A 14841-nucleotide genomic window follows, 5' to 3' on the forward strand; every position below is an offset into this window, starting at 1 on the left:
GGAGATATTTTTTTACCATGAAAAAGCAATTAAAATATTCTAAAGTACCAAAAGATTTATTTATTTAAAAATATCTATGATTTTGTTTTATCTATGGCCTCAAATTGTATATAATAAGAGAGAGATGATATCAATTTACTTGATTGACAATTCGGCTGTTTTTTTCAGATATGTTGCAACAGCTTTTAGAGTTTTTATAACTCTTCGAAGTTTTAGATTTTTTACATACAAATGATTTTATATATGTCCGGGAGGTTGACACAAATGAGTAAACCAGTTGTAGTTGTACCAGGTTTGGTTCGTAAAGATGCGCTTGCCTATTTAGGTGAACATGTGACGATTAAGCAATGGACGGAAAAGACGCCAATGCCCCGTGAAACTTTGAAAGAATGGCTCAAGGAGGCCGATGCTCTCTGGAGTATTAATACTGTCAAAGTAGATGCCGATTTAATCGCCGATGCACCGAATTTAAAAGTTATCGCGCAAGCTTCGGTGGGCTACGATAATGTGACGGTGGATGATTTGACGGCCCGTCAGATTCCTTACGGCAATACACCTGACGTTTTGACCGAATCGGTAGCCGAATTGGCCTTTACGCTTGTGGCAGCGGCGAGCCGTCGCATTGTGGAAAATGCGGATTTTGTCAAAAGCGGTATGTGGGCACAACGTCCGTCCAATATTAAAGGTAAAGATTTAAGTCGTTCGACTTTGGGGATTATCGGACTTGGCGCCATCGGGATTTCCATTTCGCGCCGTGCCCGGGCGTTCGGTATGACCGTTATTTACAACAATCGTCATAAACGTGCGGATGAGCATTTATACATGGTTGAATACCGTGATCGCGATACACTCTTGGCCGAAAGCGATGTGGTCCTCGTTATGGCTCCGTTAACGCCGGAAACGTATCACATGTTTGACAAAGAGGCGTTCAAAAAGATGAAAAATGATGCGCTGTTTGTCAATGTGGGCCGCGGTATAATCGTGGACACCGATGCGCTCGTGTGGGCTCTTAATGAAGGGGAAATCGACTATGCCGCTTTGGATGTAACGGATCCGGAACCGTTACCGGCTGATCATCCGCTTTTGCAGACCGGTAAAGTGCTGGTGGTACCGCACATTGGCTCCTTCACAGACCGTACCCGTCGTGACATGGCTATGCTTACGGCCGATAACATTATTCTGGGCTTGCAGGGAAAACCGCTTAAAACATGCGTAAATAAGGAAGTAAACTATAAGGGGTAATTAGTGTTTGACCGCTTCGATACTATTGTTTGGCCACTTCGATACGAAGTCCGTTGCGGTCGGACTTTAGCTATCAATAAGTCTCTATTTATGATAAAATAAAGAGATGTAAATAAACGGACATTAAGTCGCAGAGAGGATGATTGTTGTTGGAAACTCCAAATAATGAAACAGTTAATTTTATAGAGGCGATTATAAATAAAGATAACGAATCCGGTAAGTACGGCAAACGTGTGCATACTCGTTTCCCACCGGAACCGAATGGCTATCTTCACATCGGCCATGCTAAGTCGATTTGCTTAAACTTCGGCTTGGGCAATGACTATAACGGTCTTACGAACCTTCGTTTTGATGACACCAATCCGTCCAAAGAAGAAGTGGAATATGTGAAATCCATTGAAGCCGATGTAAAATGGCTCGGTTTTGATTGGGACGACCGCGAATATTTTGCGTCCGACTACTTTGACACCATGTATGAATATGCGAAAGAATTGATTAAAAAAGGCAAAGCCTATGTGGATGATCAGACGCCGGAACAGATTAAAGAAACTCGCGGCGATTTCGGTACGCCGGGCACCAACAGCCCATATCGTGACCGTCCGGTAGAAGAAAACTTGCGTCTTTTTGAAGAAATGAAGGAAGGCAAGTATAAAGACGGTGAAAAAGTGCTTCGTGCCAAAATTGATATGGCTTCGCCAAACATCGTAATGCGTGACCCAGTATTGTATCGTATTATGCATGCGGAACATCATCGCACGGGCGACAAATGGTGCATTTATCCGATGTATGACTTTGCTCACCCTGTAGAAGATGCGATTGAACGTATCACCCATTCCGTATGTACTTTGGAATTTGAAGTGCATCGTCCGCTTTACAATTGGGTTCTTGAAGATTGGCCGGATACGGAAAAACCTCAGCAGATTGAATTTGCTCGCTTAAATGTTACCAACATGGTCATGAGTAAACGTAAATTGCGTCAGCTTGTTGAAAAGAATCTCGTAAGCGGCTGGGACGATCCGCGTATGCCTACCATTTCCGGTTTGCGTCGTCGCGGTTATACACCGGCTTCGATTCGCGATTTCTGTCAGCGCATCGGTGTAGCTAAAGCGGATAGTGTGGTAGATATTGCGCTTCTCGAATTCTGTATTCGTGAAGATTTGAAGATGAAAGCACCGCGTCAGATGGCGGTTATTAACCCGGTAAAAGTGGTTATTACTAACTATCCGGAAGGTCAGACGGAAATGATGACCATTGAAAACAATCCGGAAAATGAAGCTATGGGTACTCGTGAAGTTCCGTTCGGTCGTGAAATCTACATTGAACAGGACGATTTCATGGAAGTTCCGGTGAAAAAATTCTTCCGCATGACCCCGGGCAAAGAAGTTCGTCTCAAAGGTGCTTACATCGTTATGTGCGATGAAGTCATTAAAAACGAAGACGGCTCTATTAAAGAAATTCATTGTACCTATGATCCGGAAAGCCGCAGCGGCAGCGGTTGCCAGCGTAAAGTAAAAGGCACCTTGCACTGGGTGGAAGCCTCCACGGCGGTGGACATGGAAATTCGCTTGTACGATTATCTCTTAAAACCTGAAGAAGAATGGGAAAGCAAAGATTTCTTAGAACAGCTTAATCCAAATTCCTTGGTAGTAATGCAGGGTAAAGGGGAACCGGCTTTCAAAACGACGAAACCGGGCGACCACTTCCAGTTCTTGCGTCAGGGGTATTTCGTAACCGATTTGGACAGCACCCCTGAACATATTGTGATGAACCGTATTGTGGGCCTGCGTGACAGCTGGGCGAAAGCACAGAAAAAAGGTTAATGTTAGCCGGAATAAGTTAACTGTTAGCAGGAATAAGCTAACCGTTAGCAGGAGTAAGCTCATCGTTAGCCGGTAGTTATTGAGATTAATTTACAGTAATATGCTAGTCGGTCCGGCCTTGTTGCCGGACTGTTAGCAGTTAAGCAGAAGAGTCAGAATAGTCAGTCAGCAAAAAGGAGTTGTGCATGAAACTAACTACTTGGTGTGCAGCGGCTGTGTTGGCGCTTACCTTTAGTGTGGGGAGTGCTGTGCAGGCGGCCACACCGGCCACTACAGCTATTAAAGATATTAAGGCACCGACGAATGTTACCTTGTCGGCCGGTTCGGAAAAAGCTTTATTTACGAACAGTGAGGATATTCAGCAGTACTTGTTGAATCGCGGCGTATTGAGTGCCGATGTGTACCAATTGCGTTATAAAAAAGACAATGTGTTCAGCTACGGCATCGTAGCGGATATTCGTCTTGGTGAACAGGGCCTTCGTACTTTGGGCATTGAAAGTGAAATGCCGGTCTTTTCTTTCAGTACGAAAAATAAAGACAAACAAGAAGATTCCGTATTGCCGGAATTGGCCGAATTAATCAATGAAGGCGGCCAAAATGTATTCCAACAGTATCGTGTCATCGAACCGTTAACTTTGCAGAAAAACGGTACCTATACCGGTACTTTGCGTTTTGACAATATGGTAAGCACTGTAATTTACGGTGAAACCCTTCATGTAGTTTTGTACGATAATTTATATTTCGGACCGAGTGTTCGCGTCATCGCTCTTAACAGTGCCGATGATGATACCTTGTGGCCGATTGTTAACGGCTACGCCAAAGTAATCAAATAAAGTCAGCAAATAAGGAGAATAACGAAGCAGAATGAATATGCTATTTCATAATTTATTTCGCTATCATGATTTCGGATTGTTGTTTTATCGCATCGTATTCGGTTTATCCATGATGGCTCACGGATATTTCAAATTTGCCGGTGGTGAGCAAAATTTATATGCCATCGGTCATACGACGGCTCAATTCGGTGTACCGGACGGTTTTTTGTTGCTCGGTATGGCCGCGGCCGGGGCAGAACTTTTAGGCGGATTTCTTCTTATTTTGGGCTTTTTGACACGTCTCGGCGCGCTATTGATTGCATTCACTTTATTCATTGCGACTGCAGCCGCATGGGACGCCGGATTTTTTAGATGTGATTATCCTTCACAGATGATGTTCGGCGCCATTATGCTCTTTATCGCAGGTCCGGGCCGCTACAGTGTAGATAGTGCCTTTACCAAACGATAAAATTGCGTATAACAAAGGAAAGAAGATACCTTATGAATTCGACATACTTACAAATGATACGCGGGGAAGAAACGTCTCATTGCCCCGTATGGTTTATGCGGCAAGCAGGCCGCAGCCAAGCCGAATATCGCCGTATTAAGGAAAAATATTCCTTGTTCGAAATAACACAACAACCGGAGCTTTGCGCTTATATTACGCGCTTGCCCGTTGAAGAATATAATGTAGATGCTGCTATCTTGTATAAAGATATTATGACTCCTTTGGTGCCTATCGGGGTGGAGGTAGAGCTCAAGTCCGGCATTGGTCCGGTTATCGGCAATCCGATTCGCACGGCGGAAGATATTGCCGCTATCGGCGCTCTCGATATGGCGGAGTCCTTGCCTCATGTGTTGGAAACAATTCGTATTCTGACGAAAGAGCAACTTAAGGTGCCGCTCATCGGTTTTGGCGGGGCCCCGTTTACTTTAGCCAGTTACATGCTGGAAGGGGGCCCTTCGAAGACGTATCAGAAAACGCGGCAAATGCTCGTGACGCGTCCTGATTTGTGGGATGCGTTGATGGAAAAATTGACAGCCATGAGCATTGTCTATTTAGGTGCGCAAATCGAAGCAGGTGCCGCCGCCATCCAGATTTTTGATTCTTGGGTAGGTGCCGTGAGTGCGCGCGAATACGAAGCCCGCATTTATCCGTTTATGAAAGAGTTAATTACGGCCTTAAAGACTAAGTTCCCGACTACGCCAATCACCATGTTCGGCGTAGGGACGTATCACTTATTGCCGTTGTGGCGCCAATTGCCGGTTGATGTAATCGGCCTTGATTGGCGTTCGCCGATTGCCGATGCGAAAGCTATGGGGATTACGCAGGCGGTGCAGGGCAATTTGGATCCGGCCTATTTATTTGCGGATTGGCCGGTGATTCAGGGCGAAATCGATCGCATCTTGGCGGAAGGTAAGGAACATGGTCGTCATATTTTTAACCTGGGCCATGGGGTTGTGCCGGAAGCTAATCCGGATGTATTGAAGCGCATCGTGTCCTATGTGCATGAAGTGACGGCGCGATGAGGGACGGAATGAAAGAGCGAATCGGGTTATTGGTGATGGATTACGGCACACCAACCGCTGAAGCCGATTTGATGCCTTATTATACAAGCATTCGCCGCGGTTATGCACCGACGGAGGCGGAAGTAGCGGTTTTGAAAAAACGCTATGAAGCCATCGGCGGTTTGTCGCCCCTGGGGGCTTTAACCGAAGGGCAAGCGGAATTATTAGCTAAGCAGCTTAACGAGCATAGCGATGATGTAAGCTATGAATTATATATCGGCCATAAGCATATGCCGCCATTTATTGAAGATGCGGTGACGGCCATGGGTGAAGCGGGTATCACGAAGGCGGTGGCTATTGTGATGGCGCCGTATTTTTCACTCTTTGCGACGGCTTCCTATTTTGAACGAGCCAAACGACGGGCGGCTCGTTATCAAATGGAAATTCGGGAAGTGGCGGCCTGGAATGAAGAACCGGAGTTCCTGGCCTATTGGCATCAGGCGTTGGAAACGACGCTGGCGGAAACCGTAGGCCTATTGCGTCGGACAGATTCATCAAATTCGTCGGACATAACGAATTCGGTTGAAACAGCCATTCCGGCGGAAACAACAAATCCGGCTGAGGTCGGCGTAATCTTTACGGCCCACAGTTTGCCGTACCACGTAATTCACATGGGTGACACCTATCCGGAAGCTGTTCAAGCTACGGCTAAGCGCATTGCTGCATCCGTAGGTCTTAGGACTTATGAAATGGCTTGGCAAAGTGCCGGTGTACGCGGTGACTGGTTGACGCCGGATGTGGCAACGGTGACTCGCAAAGTCGTGGCGAGAGATAATGTGAAAGCGGTTGTGTATGTACCTATCGGGTTCGTATGTGACCATTTGGAAATATTATATGATAATGATATTGCTTGTAGAGCTCTTTGCGATGAGCTTGGGGTTGCCTACAAGCGCGTACCGATGCCGAATACGGATGCGCTTTTTGTAAAAGCCATGGCGCAGGCGGTACGACATTTACCTTTAGAAGATGAGGTGACAGAATGAGTCGAGTAGCGGTGATTGGCGGTGGTCTGACGGGCCTTTCGACGGCCTACTATTTGGGCCGAGCTAAGCCGGACTGGCAGATTGATGTGTTCGAAGAAGAACAGCGATTTGGCGGTAAAATTAAAACGAAACGTGTGGACGGTTATGTAGTGGAAGTGGGGCCTGATTCCTATTTAGCCCGTAAGCAGGCTATGACGGATTTAATCAATGAATTGGGGCTGGGCGATACGCTGGTTACCAATGCTACCGGTCAGGCTTTCATCTATGACAGAGGCAGTATGTTCCCTATACCGGGGGGCTCCATTGTAGGGATTCCTACAGAGTTTGTGCCTTTTGCCAAATCTACTTTGTTGTCATGGTCCGGTAAAATCCGCGCTATGCAGGATATTTTCAAAAGCCCTTATCCGACGGATGGGGATGTGTCCATAGGCGATTTTTTCAAATATCACTTGGGCAATGAAATGATGGATAAACTTATCGAGCCATTGTTGTCGGGGATTTACGGCGGCGATATTTATGAGTTGAGCCTCGATGCGACATTCCCGGAATTCCACAGTTTGGAGCGCAAACATGGCAATATGGTTAAAGGTATGTTGGCAGCGCGCAAGCAACGAGCCGCAACGAATGTAAAACCGAGCGGTCAATTCCGTCAGCTTACCGGTGGTTTGGAATCGATTATTGATGAATTGGTGGCGCAAATGCCGGCCAATGTAACGCTTCATAAGAGTACGCCTGTAACGTCTATTGAAAAAGTAAAAGACGGTTATGTCTTAGGCGGTACGGTGAAGACCCCTTACGAAGAAGTAGTTATTACCACCCCACCGCAGAGTTACAAAAAGTGGTTTGCGGATGATGCTCATTTTGGCGAATTAATGAATATGGACTTATCTACTTGTGCCATCGCCGTAATGGGTTTTGACCGCGCGACTTTTGATGCGCCGCTGGATGGGACCGGTTTTGTAATTACCCGTAAGACGGATACACCGCTTACGGCTTGCACTTATATCACCGCTAAGTGGCCTCAGACGACACCGCAGGACAAAGTCGTATTGCGCGTGTTCATGGGCAAACCGGGGGATAATACGGTGCAGCAATTCGATGGTGAGGCTTTAAAAGAATTGGCTGTTAAGGAAATTCAGCGTATCATGAAATTTAGCGCCAAACCATTATGGGTTGAACTGACTCGTCTCGATAAGAGCATGCCGCAGTATAAAGTGGGTCATCGCGATTTGGTAGCGCGCCTTAAGGACTACGCCGCTAAAGCGTATCCCGGCCTTCACATGATCGGTACGCCGTTTGATGGCGTGGGCATGCCGGATGGTGTGCGTCAGGCTCATGATTTGGTACAACATTTGGTGAATGAAGATAACTAACATTGTGTAAATGAAGATAAATAACATTTACAGAATGACAATACATACTATTTAGTGAATGAACATAAATAATTTTTTAAAAGGAGGAATTTACAATGAGTGAACAGCATATGGGACATCCCGGCGCTATGAGTCAGAACGACATGAGTGTTGATGAAAAAGCGGTTTTGACCTATGAAGGTTGGTTCAGTATTCACGCTACATACAAAATTAATTTTGAAAAATGGCAGTCCTGGGATACGGAACGTCAGATTAAAGCTTTAGCTGAATTCAAAGCATTTATCGCTGAATTGGAAGCCGGTCATGAAGCGGAAACTTCCAGCTATGCGTTGTACAATGTAGCGGGCGGCAAAGGGGACATCATGATTTGGTTCTTGCAGCCGACTTTGGAAGAAGTTACGGCGAAGGAAATTACCCTTCGTAAATTGGCTATCGGCGCCGTTTTGGAACCGACTGCTTCTTTCGTATCGGTTATTGAAGTAAGCAACTACATGAAAACCGACATTAATCATCCGAAGGTTCAAGCTCGTTTGTACCCACATATTCCTCGTTTAAAATATATGTGCTTCTATCCAATGAGCAAACGCCGCAACTTAGAAGATAACTGGTACATGACGGACCGAGCGGAACGCGGTCGCATGATGCGTTCTCATGGTCAAATCGGTAAAAAATACGAAGAAACGATTAAAGAGTTTACTACCGGCGCCTGTGGTCTCGATGATTGGGAATGGGGTATTACGCTCATGTCCGATGATGCGGTTCAGTTCAAAAAAATCGTTAACGAAATGCGTTTTGATGAAGTAAGTGCCCGTTTCGGTATGTTCGGTCCGTTCACGGTAGGGACTTTACTTGACGAAGACCGTTTGGATACTTTGTTTGCTTAAGAATTGTTTTAATAGGGAGCAATAGTGTATGGGCTTTTTCAAGAAATATAAATCGAGTATCAGCCTGATTATTTTAGGCGGTTTAGTATTTCTGTTCACTATTAAGTTTGATTCGGTACTGACTTCATTTAAAATTGGGCTGGATGCAGTCATGCCGTTGGTTTGGGGTGTGCTCATTGCGTTCGTCCTCAATATTATTGTGAAGCGCTTTGAGAAGATTTATTTTCCATCTGCCGAAAGCGGTTGGAAGCATAGTACCAGACGACCGGTTTGTGTTGTCTTGGCTATTTTTACCATATTGTTGGCTATTTTCCTCGTAGGCTACATGGCGATACCGCAACTCGTTCATTCCTTGGGCATTATTGTGCAGGCCTTGCCGGCTTTGTATCAGCAATCGTCTGAGTGGGTGAGTCGTTTTATTGAAAACACGCCGTATCTTTCGTCGTCCGGTGTCATGGATTCTATTCAATCGGATAAGACGGTGGAACAGTTGCGCCAAATTGGGGCGGATAGCGGTCGCTACATTGTAAAAACAATGAGTGACACCGTTGAAATGGTGTTTAACTTTGTTATCGGCTTAATTTTTGCCATTTATGTATTGCTTGACAAAGAAGTGCTGCGCCGTCAGATGGGCCGCTTGGCCCGTGCTTACGGCAAAGACCATCATATTAAAAACATGGTTCACGTATGGCGCACGGCCAGTCAGGTGTTCAGTAGTTTCTTTATCGGTCAGTTCCTCGATGCTTTAATTCTGGGCGTCATGGTCGGGGCCGGCCTTGCCGTATTATCCGTTCCTTATGCCATGACAATCGGCTGTGTAATCGGGCTTACCGCTTTGGTGCCGCTCTTGGGGGCGTATATCGGCGGCTTTATGGGCCTCGTGATGTTGTTATCGGTGAGTACCATGGATGCGTTAATTTTTATTATCGTCCTCGTGGTTATGCAACAGATTGAAGGCAATGTCATTTATCCGCGCATCGTGGGCAGTTCCGTAGGCTTACCGGGCATTTGGGTATTTGCCGCTATTACCATCGGCGGTACCTTGTACGGTGTGCCGGGCATTTTATTGAGCGTGCCGTTGGCAGCTACCGTTTATAAATTGGTAAAAGAAGATGTGGACCAGCGTTTGGCTCATAAGGCATTTTCTTACAAGGCGACGGTAAAAAAAGTGGAAGACGAGGATAAGTAGATTTTTATTGAGTATGCCTGAGTAAACATGGTATACTTAAAGGACAATTGAAGTAATATGCAGGTTTAATCTTACATTATTAAAACGGAATATGTTGACTTTGACAGTTATTCAGATAGCATTAGGGGAAGCAGCATATTTTAGGAGGTTATTGTATGAAAAAGAAGTCTTTTGCCGGTTTATTGGCCGGTGCTATGGCTGTAAGTGCTGTAGCGGTGGCTATGCCTCAAACGGTAGCAGCAGCGGATGTGAATCCGTCAATCAGAATGGAAGGATCCGTACAGTCCATGGTATTATCCATGCGTCAAGTAGCCGGTGTGTTCTTGGCTAAGTATCCGAATTCGGCTGTTCACTCCATTACGTTAAAACCGGATCGCGGTCGCTTCTATTATGAAGTTACCGGTTATACGCTCAAAAATACGTATACAATCCAAGTTGACGTAATTACGGGCAATGTTATTAAAGAAAAATCGGATAAAAAAGAAAAAGACATTCCGAATAAAGTCTTCAATCCTAACAATGTTATTGATCCTAAGAAAGCTGAATCCATTGCTGTTGCCAACATCGGTGGCAATGCTATCAGTAAAGGTTGGAAATTGGAAGCTGATAACGGCAAAGTTCAATACGAAGTTACTATTTATCACAATGATGAAACAGACGGCTTAGTTCAACAGGGTGTAATCATCGACGCTGTGTCCGGTGATATTATTACCAGAACATTACCTGAGAAAGTAATCATCCCTGATGAAGAGGATGACGGTTTCATCTTGTGGGGTGAATAATAGTTATAAAGCTGAAAGTGCACATTGTATAATGTGCATTTTTCTTTTATATACCGCTTGTGGCTTTTATGATGGTCGTTTATGGCTTTTGCAATCAACGTTATGATTTTTACAATCGACTTTATGGTGTTTGTAATCACCGTTTGCAGCGGCTTTATATTAGCGGCATATTATTGTATTTATTGTTGTTTTAGGAGGCTTCTGTGATAGTCAAAACCGCTCGTGAAGAGTTAATTCGGTTTAAGGGAAAGGCTATAGGATTAGGGGTATTCAGTTTATTAGGCACCTTGGGCATTGTCGGTCAGGCATGGTTCTTTGCGGTGTTGATCGAAAAAACATTTTTTGAAGGTTTGCCGTTGGACGAAGTCTGGTCTACGGTGATTTGGCTTATAGCATCCGTCGTGCTTCGCATGGTGGCAACGTATTGCCAGGAACAAACGGCAGGCAGTTTGGCGGAGCTGGCCAAACAAGATTTGCGCCAAAAAATTTGGCATCATTTATTGCGTTTAGGGTCCTTTACCGGTGAACGGCACGGTGACGTGGTTCATTTAATGACGGATGGTCTGGAAAGCGTAGAAGCCTACATAGCCCGTTATGTGCCACAGATGCTGTATGCCATGATGATTCCGCTCATTATGGCCATTGCCATCATTGATGCGGCACCGTGGGTTGCTATTATCTTACTCATTACATTCCCGCTCATTCCGTTTTTTATGATTTTAATCGGTAAAAAAGCGGAGGCTATGAATAAAGAACAGTGGGAGCGTATGAGTTTTCTGAGCGGTCATTTCTTGGATGTCCTCCAAGGTATTGTGACGCTTAAACTCTTCGGTCGTTCCGAAGAACAGGTAGACGTCATCGCCCGTCTGTCCGCAGAATTTAGAGATTCTACTTTGCGCGTTTTGCGCGTGGCCTTTTTGTCCGCCTTGGTGCTTGAGTTAGTCAGCACTATCAGTACGGCGTTAATCGCTGTGTACATGGGGATGGCCTTGCTTTACGGCCATGAAACTTTCTTGCCGGCATTTTTCGTATTGCTTTTGGCGCCTGAGTTTTACGCTCCCCTTCGTCAGTTGGGGGCCGCCTTCCATACCGGTATGGCGGGTCAGGTAAGTCTTGCCAAAATTGATACATTCTTAGCCTTGCCTATTGAAGAACCTGAGTCCGGCACAGTTACAGCGGCGGCGCTTAATACGGTAGAGTTTAAAGAGCTGTCTTATGCGTACGGCGCGACGTCGCATCAAGAACTTAATGCCAATGAGGGCGAGGTTTCATCTGAAAAAGCGGCTGTCACGTATGCGGTTGAAAATATTAATTTCACTTTGCGCCGCGGCGAGAAAGCCATGCTGGTCGGCGGCAGTGGTGCCGGCAAGAGTACACTCGCTCATTTGCTTTTGCGTCTCATGCAACCGACAAAGGGTGAAATTGTAGTAGACGGCGTGAACTTGCTTGACATGGAGGCGGATTTTTGGCGTGATCAAGTGACGTTTGTGCCGCAACAACCCCATTTATTCCGTGGTACGTTGCGTGAGAATATTACCTTTGGACAGCCTGTATCGGATGATGAAGTATGGGCAGCCGTTCGTGATGCGGAAGCGGAAGCGTTTGTAAATTCCTTGCCTCATGGCCTTGATACAATGCTGGGTGAAGGGGGCCTCGGTTTATCCGGCGGGCAACGCCAGCGTATTGCCATCGCTCGTGCTTTTATTAAACAATCACCGCTTATCGTGCTGGACGAAGTAACGGCCCATCTTGATGTGGCGACGGAACAGAGTTTGGCAAAAGCCCTGGAACGATTGATGGCGAATAAGATTGTGCTTCTCATCGGGCATCGCTTGCAGACTATGCGTTGGGCCGATACTTTATTGGTGTTAAAACAGGGGCATATCGTTGAAAGAGGATCTTTTGATGAGTTGGTAGCGGCTGACGGCTACTTCAGCGAACTCGTCAAAGCGGGCGTGGGAGGCACCGCTGATGTTACTTCCGACGGCGTGGGTCATAACGGAGCTGCAGAGAGTGCTGTAGCCGGAGTTACAGAGGCTGCCCTAGCCGGAGCTACAGAGACTGCCGTAGCCGGAGCTACAGAGACTGCCCTAGCCGGAGCTACAGAGACTGCCGTAGGGACAGCCGATGCTATAGGGAATAGTCACACTAAGCCTAATGTTGATATTGAAAAAGCTGTCCATCCGGTGATTGCCGCCCATGCGGCACCGGGGGCATCGCATATTGAAGTCAGCGAGCCTACGCAGAATATATCGACATGGAATTCGCTAAGTCGGTTATTTGCCGTATTAGGGCCTGCGCGTAATTCCCTATGGCTCAGCTTATTATTCTCCTTCTTGACGGTATTCATGAACGTCGGCCTTTTGACAACGTCGGCTTGGCTTATCACGTCGGCGGCGCTACGCCCTGAATTGGCGGCTTTAAGCCTCTCTATTGTAGGGGTGCGCTTCTTCGGTATCAGTCGCGCCGTATGCCGTTATATTGAGCGCTATGTATCGCATCATATGGCCTTCCAAGGACTCTACGGTTTACGCGTATGGTTTTATAAAAAGCTGGAGCCGTTGATGCCGGCTGCGTTGCATCGACTCGGTTCCGGTGATATTTTAGGCCGCATCATGGCGGACATCGAGACACTCCAATTCTTCTATTTGCGTGTTATTATTCCGCCTGCGGGGGCTGTCTTATTAACTGTTATCGGCTTTTACTTCTTGGCCCAGTTCAGCTATCAGCTGGTGTGGCTATTGGCGATTGTCTTTATCTTGGGGGCCGTGGTGATTCCGTTTATTGTGTATCGTCATAATGCGCTGGCTACGGATGCAGCTCTCGTATATCGCAGCGGTATAAAGGATACGGTGGTGGAAAGCTTGGCGGGCATCATGGATATCATAACGTACAAGCAGGAACCGCGTGTGACGGCCTTGGTGGATCGTCAGTTTAACGATTTGACGTCGGCTCAGCATATCGTTCATCGCGGTACCAATATCGGCGATACGCTCTTCTTGGGGCTCACCCAATTAACGATGGTGCTGGGGGCGCTCATCATGATTCCGCTTGCTAACGGCAGTCAGGAGGAAGGGATTTTCATCGCCGTAGTGGCCATTGCCTTGCAATCCTATTTTGAAGCCTTGGCACCGCTGACTATTGCCTGGTATCATGGTCGTGAAAGTTTAGCCGCCATGAAACGATTGGTTCAATTGGCGGAGCAGGCTCCGGCTGTTAAGGAATCGATGGTGACGGCTGAGAGTGCCGATTCGGACGCTCAAAATGAGGTGATTCAGTCGGTGGCTTCGGCTGAGTCTGTTAAAGTGGGCTCGCCATCTTTGGGCATTAATTTTGATAAGGTAAGCTTCCGCTATGACGAGGGCGAGCCATATATATATGAGAATTTATCACTTCATATCAAACCGGGTGAAAAAGTAGCCGTAGTAGGGCCGAGCGGCTCCGGCAAAACGACGCTCCTTACTATGTTGGAACGGTTCTACGATTACGAAGGCCGGATTTCGTTGGGCGCCAAGGAGCTTAAATCGCTGTCTTTGGCTGAGGCTCGTGAATACTATGGTGCCTTGACGCAGGATACCTATTTATTCCATGCATCGGTGGAAGATAATATTCGCCTGGCTAAACCGCGAGCAACGGCTGAGGAAATGGTGAAAGCTATTGAATTCGCCGCCTTAACCGATTGGGTTAATACGTTGCCAAACGGTCTTAAGACAATTATCGGAAGTGGCGGCAGCGGTGTGAGCGGCGGGCAGCGTCAGCGTATTGCACTCGCTCGTTTGTGGCTCCGCAACAGTCCGATTTTGTTGCTCGATGAACCGTTGGAAGGGCTCGATCAATTGGTCCGCCAAGATATACAGAACTCCTTGTACACCTTGATGAAGGATAAAACAGTCATCTATATTACTCACCATCTGGGCGGTTTGGAGAAGATGGATCGAATTCTATTCTTAGAAAACGGTCAGGTTGTAGAAGACGGCTCCTATGATGAATTGATGGCAAAACGCGGTGCCTTTTATGCGTATCGCAAGCTATCCATGGAAACTGTTTAACACTTTGCAAAATAGCAGACAGGGTATCCATGATATCCGGGGGATAAATTTGTGACTGCCGGCTCGAAAGGGCTTGGCAGTCATTTTTTTGTACGCCGAATAGGCATGACAAAACCCCCAGTTAAACTGGGGGTCGGT

The 14841-nt window shown here is 46.5% G+C and carries 11 protein-coding genes; all 11 read left to right on the plus strand.

Features of this window, described 5'->3' with window-relative positions; genetic code table 11:
• The first annotated feature begins 264 nt into the window (after window positions 1-264).
• The 11 genes from MXE28_RS04960 (at window position 265) to cydD (ending at window position 14703) form a co-directional block, all read left to right on the plus strand.
• On the plus strand, window positions 265-1242 hold the full coding sequence (locus MXE28_RS04960) for a D-glycerate dehydrogenase (protein WP_247239880.1): 978 nt from the start codon (window positions 265-267) through the stop codon (window positions 1240-1242).
• Window positions 1243-1391: 149 nt separating this feature from the next.
• Window positions 1392-3062, plus strand: coding sequence for a glutamine--tRNA ligase/YqeY domain fusion protein (locus MXE28_RS04965; RefSeq protein ID WP_021841272.1), 1671 nt, complete (start codon window positions 1392-1394; stop codon window positions 3060-3062).
• Window positions 3063-3247: 185 nt separating this feature from the next.
• On the plus strand, window positions 3248-3895 hold the full coding sequence (locus tag MXE28_RS04970) for a hypothetical protein (protein WP_021841273.1): 648 nt from the start codon (window positions 3248-3250) through the stop codon (window positions 3893-3895).
• A 31-nt stretch (window positions 3896-3926) separates the two neighbouring features.
• Window positions 3927-4343, plus strand: a complete 417-nt coding sequence (locus MXE28_RS04975) for a DoxX family protein (RefSeq protein WP_247239881.1) — start codon at window positions 3927-3929, stop codon at window positions 4341-4343.
• Between the two features lie 32 nt (window positions 4344-4375).
• Window positions 4376-5404, plus strand: coding sequence for a uroporphyrinogen decarboxylase (gene hemE / locus MXE28_RS04980; RefSeq protein WP_021841275.1), 1029 nt, complete (start codon window positions 4376-4378; stop codon window positions 5402-5404).
• An 8-nt stretch (window positions 5405-5412) separates the two neighbouring features.
• Window positions 5413-6426, plus strand: a complete 1014-nt coding sequence (locus MXE28_RS04985; RefSeq protein ID WP_021841276.1) for a ferrochelatase — start codon at window positions 5413-5415, stop codon at window positions 6424-6426.
• Window positions 6423-7799: a protoporphyrinogen oxidase gene (gene hemG, locus MXE28_RS04990; protein WP_021841277.1), complete on the plus strand. Its 1377-nt coding sequence runs from the start codon at window positions 6423-6425 to the stop codon at window positions 7797-7799. Before MXE28_RS04985 ends, hemG begins: the two co-directional genes overlap by 4 nt.
• Before the next feature lie 95 nt (window positions 7800-7894).
• Entirely contained in the window at window positions 7895-8683 is a 789-nt protein-coding gene (gene hemQ, locus MXE28_RS04995; protein WP_021841278.1) for a hydrogen peroxide-dependent heme synthase, read from the plus strand.
• Window positions 8684-8711: 28 nt separating this feature from the next.
• On the plus strand, window positions 8712-9872 hold the full coding sequence (locus tag MXE28_RS05000; RefSeq protein ID WP_021841279.1) for an AI-2E family transporter: 1161 nt from the start codon (window positions 8712-8714) through the stop codon (window positions 9870-9872).
• Between the two features lie 155 nt (window positions 9873-10027).
• Window positions 10028-10654 carry a PepSY domain-containing protein gene (locus MXE28_RS05005; protein WP_247239882.1) on the plus strand — a complete coding sequence of 209 codons (627 nt, stop codon included), beginning with the start codon at window positions 10028-10030 and terminating at the stop codon, window positions 10652-10654.
• A gap of 203 nt (window positions 10655-10857) precedes the next feature.
• The gene (gene cydD / locus MXE28_RS11640) at window positions 10858-14703 is read left to right on the plus strand and encodes a thiol reductant ABC exporter subunit CydD (protein ID WP_247239883.1); all 3846 of its coding nucleotides are present in this window, start codon (window positions 10858-10860) and stop codon (window positions 14701-14703) included.
• Window positions 14704-14841 lie beyond the last annotated feature (138 nt).

The organism is Veillonella sp. KGMB01456 (assembly GCF_023051165.1).
Lineage (GTDB): Bacteria > Bacillota > Negativicutes > Veillonellales > Veillonellaceae > Veillonella_A.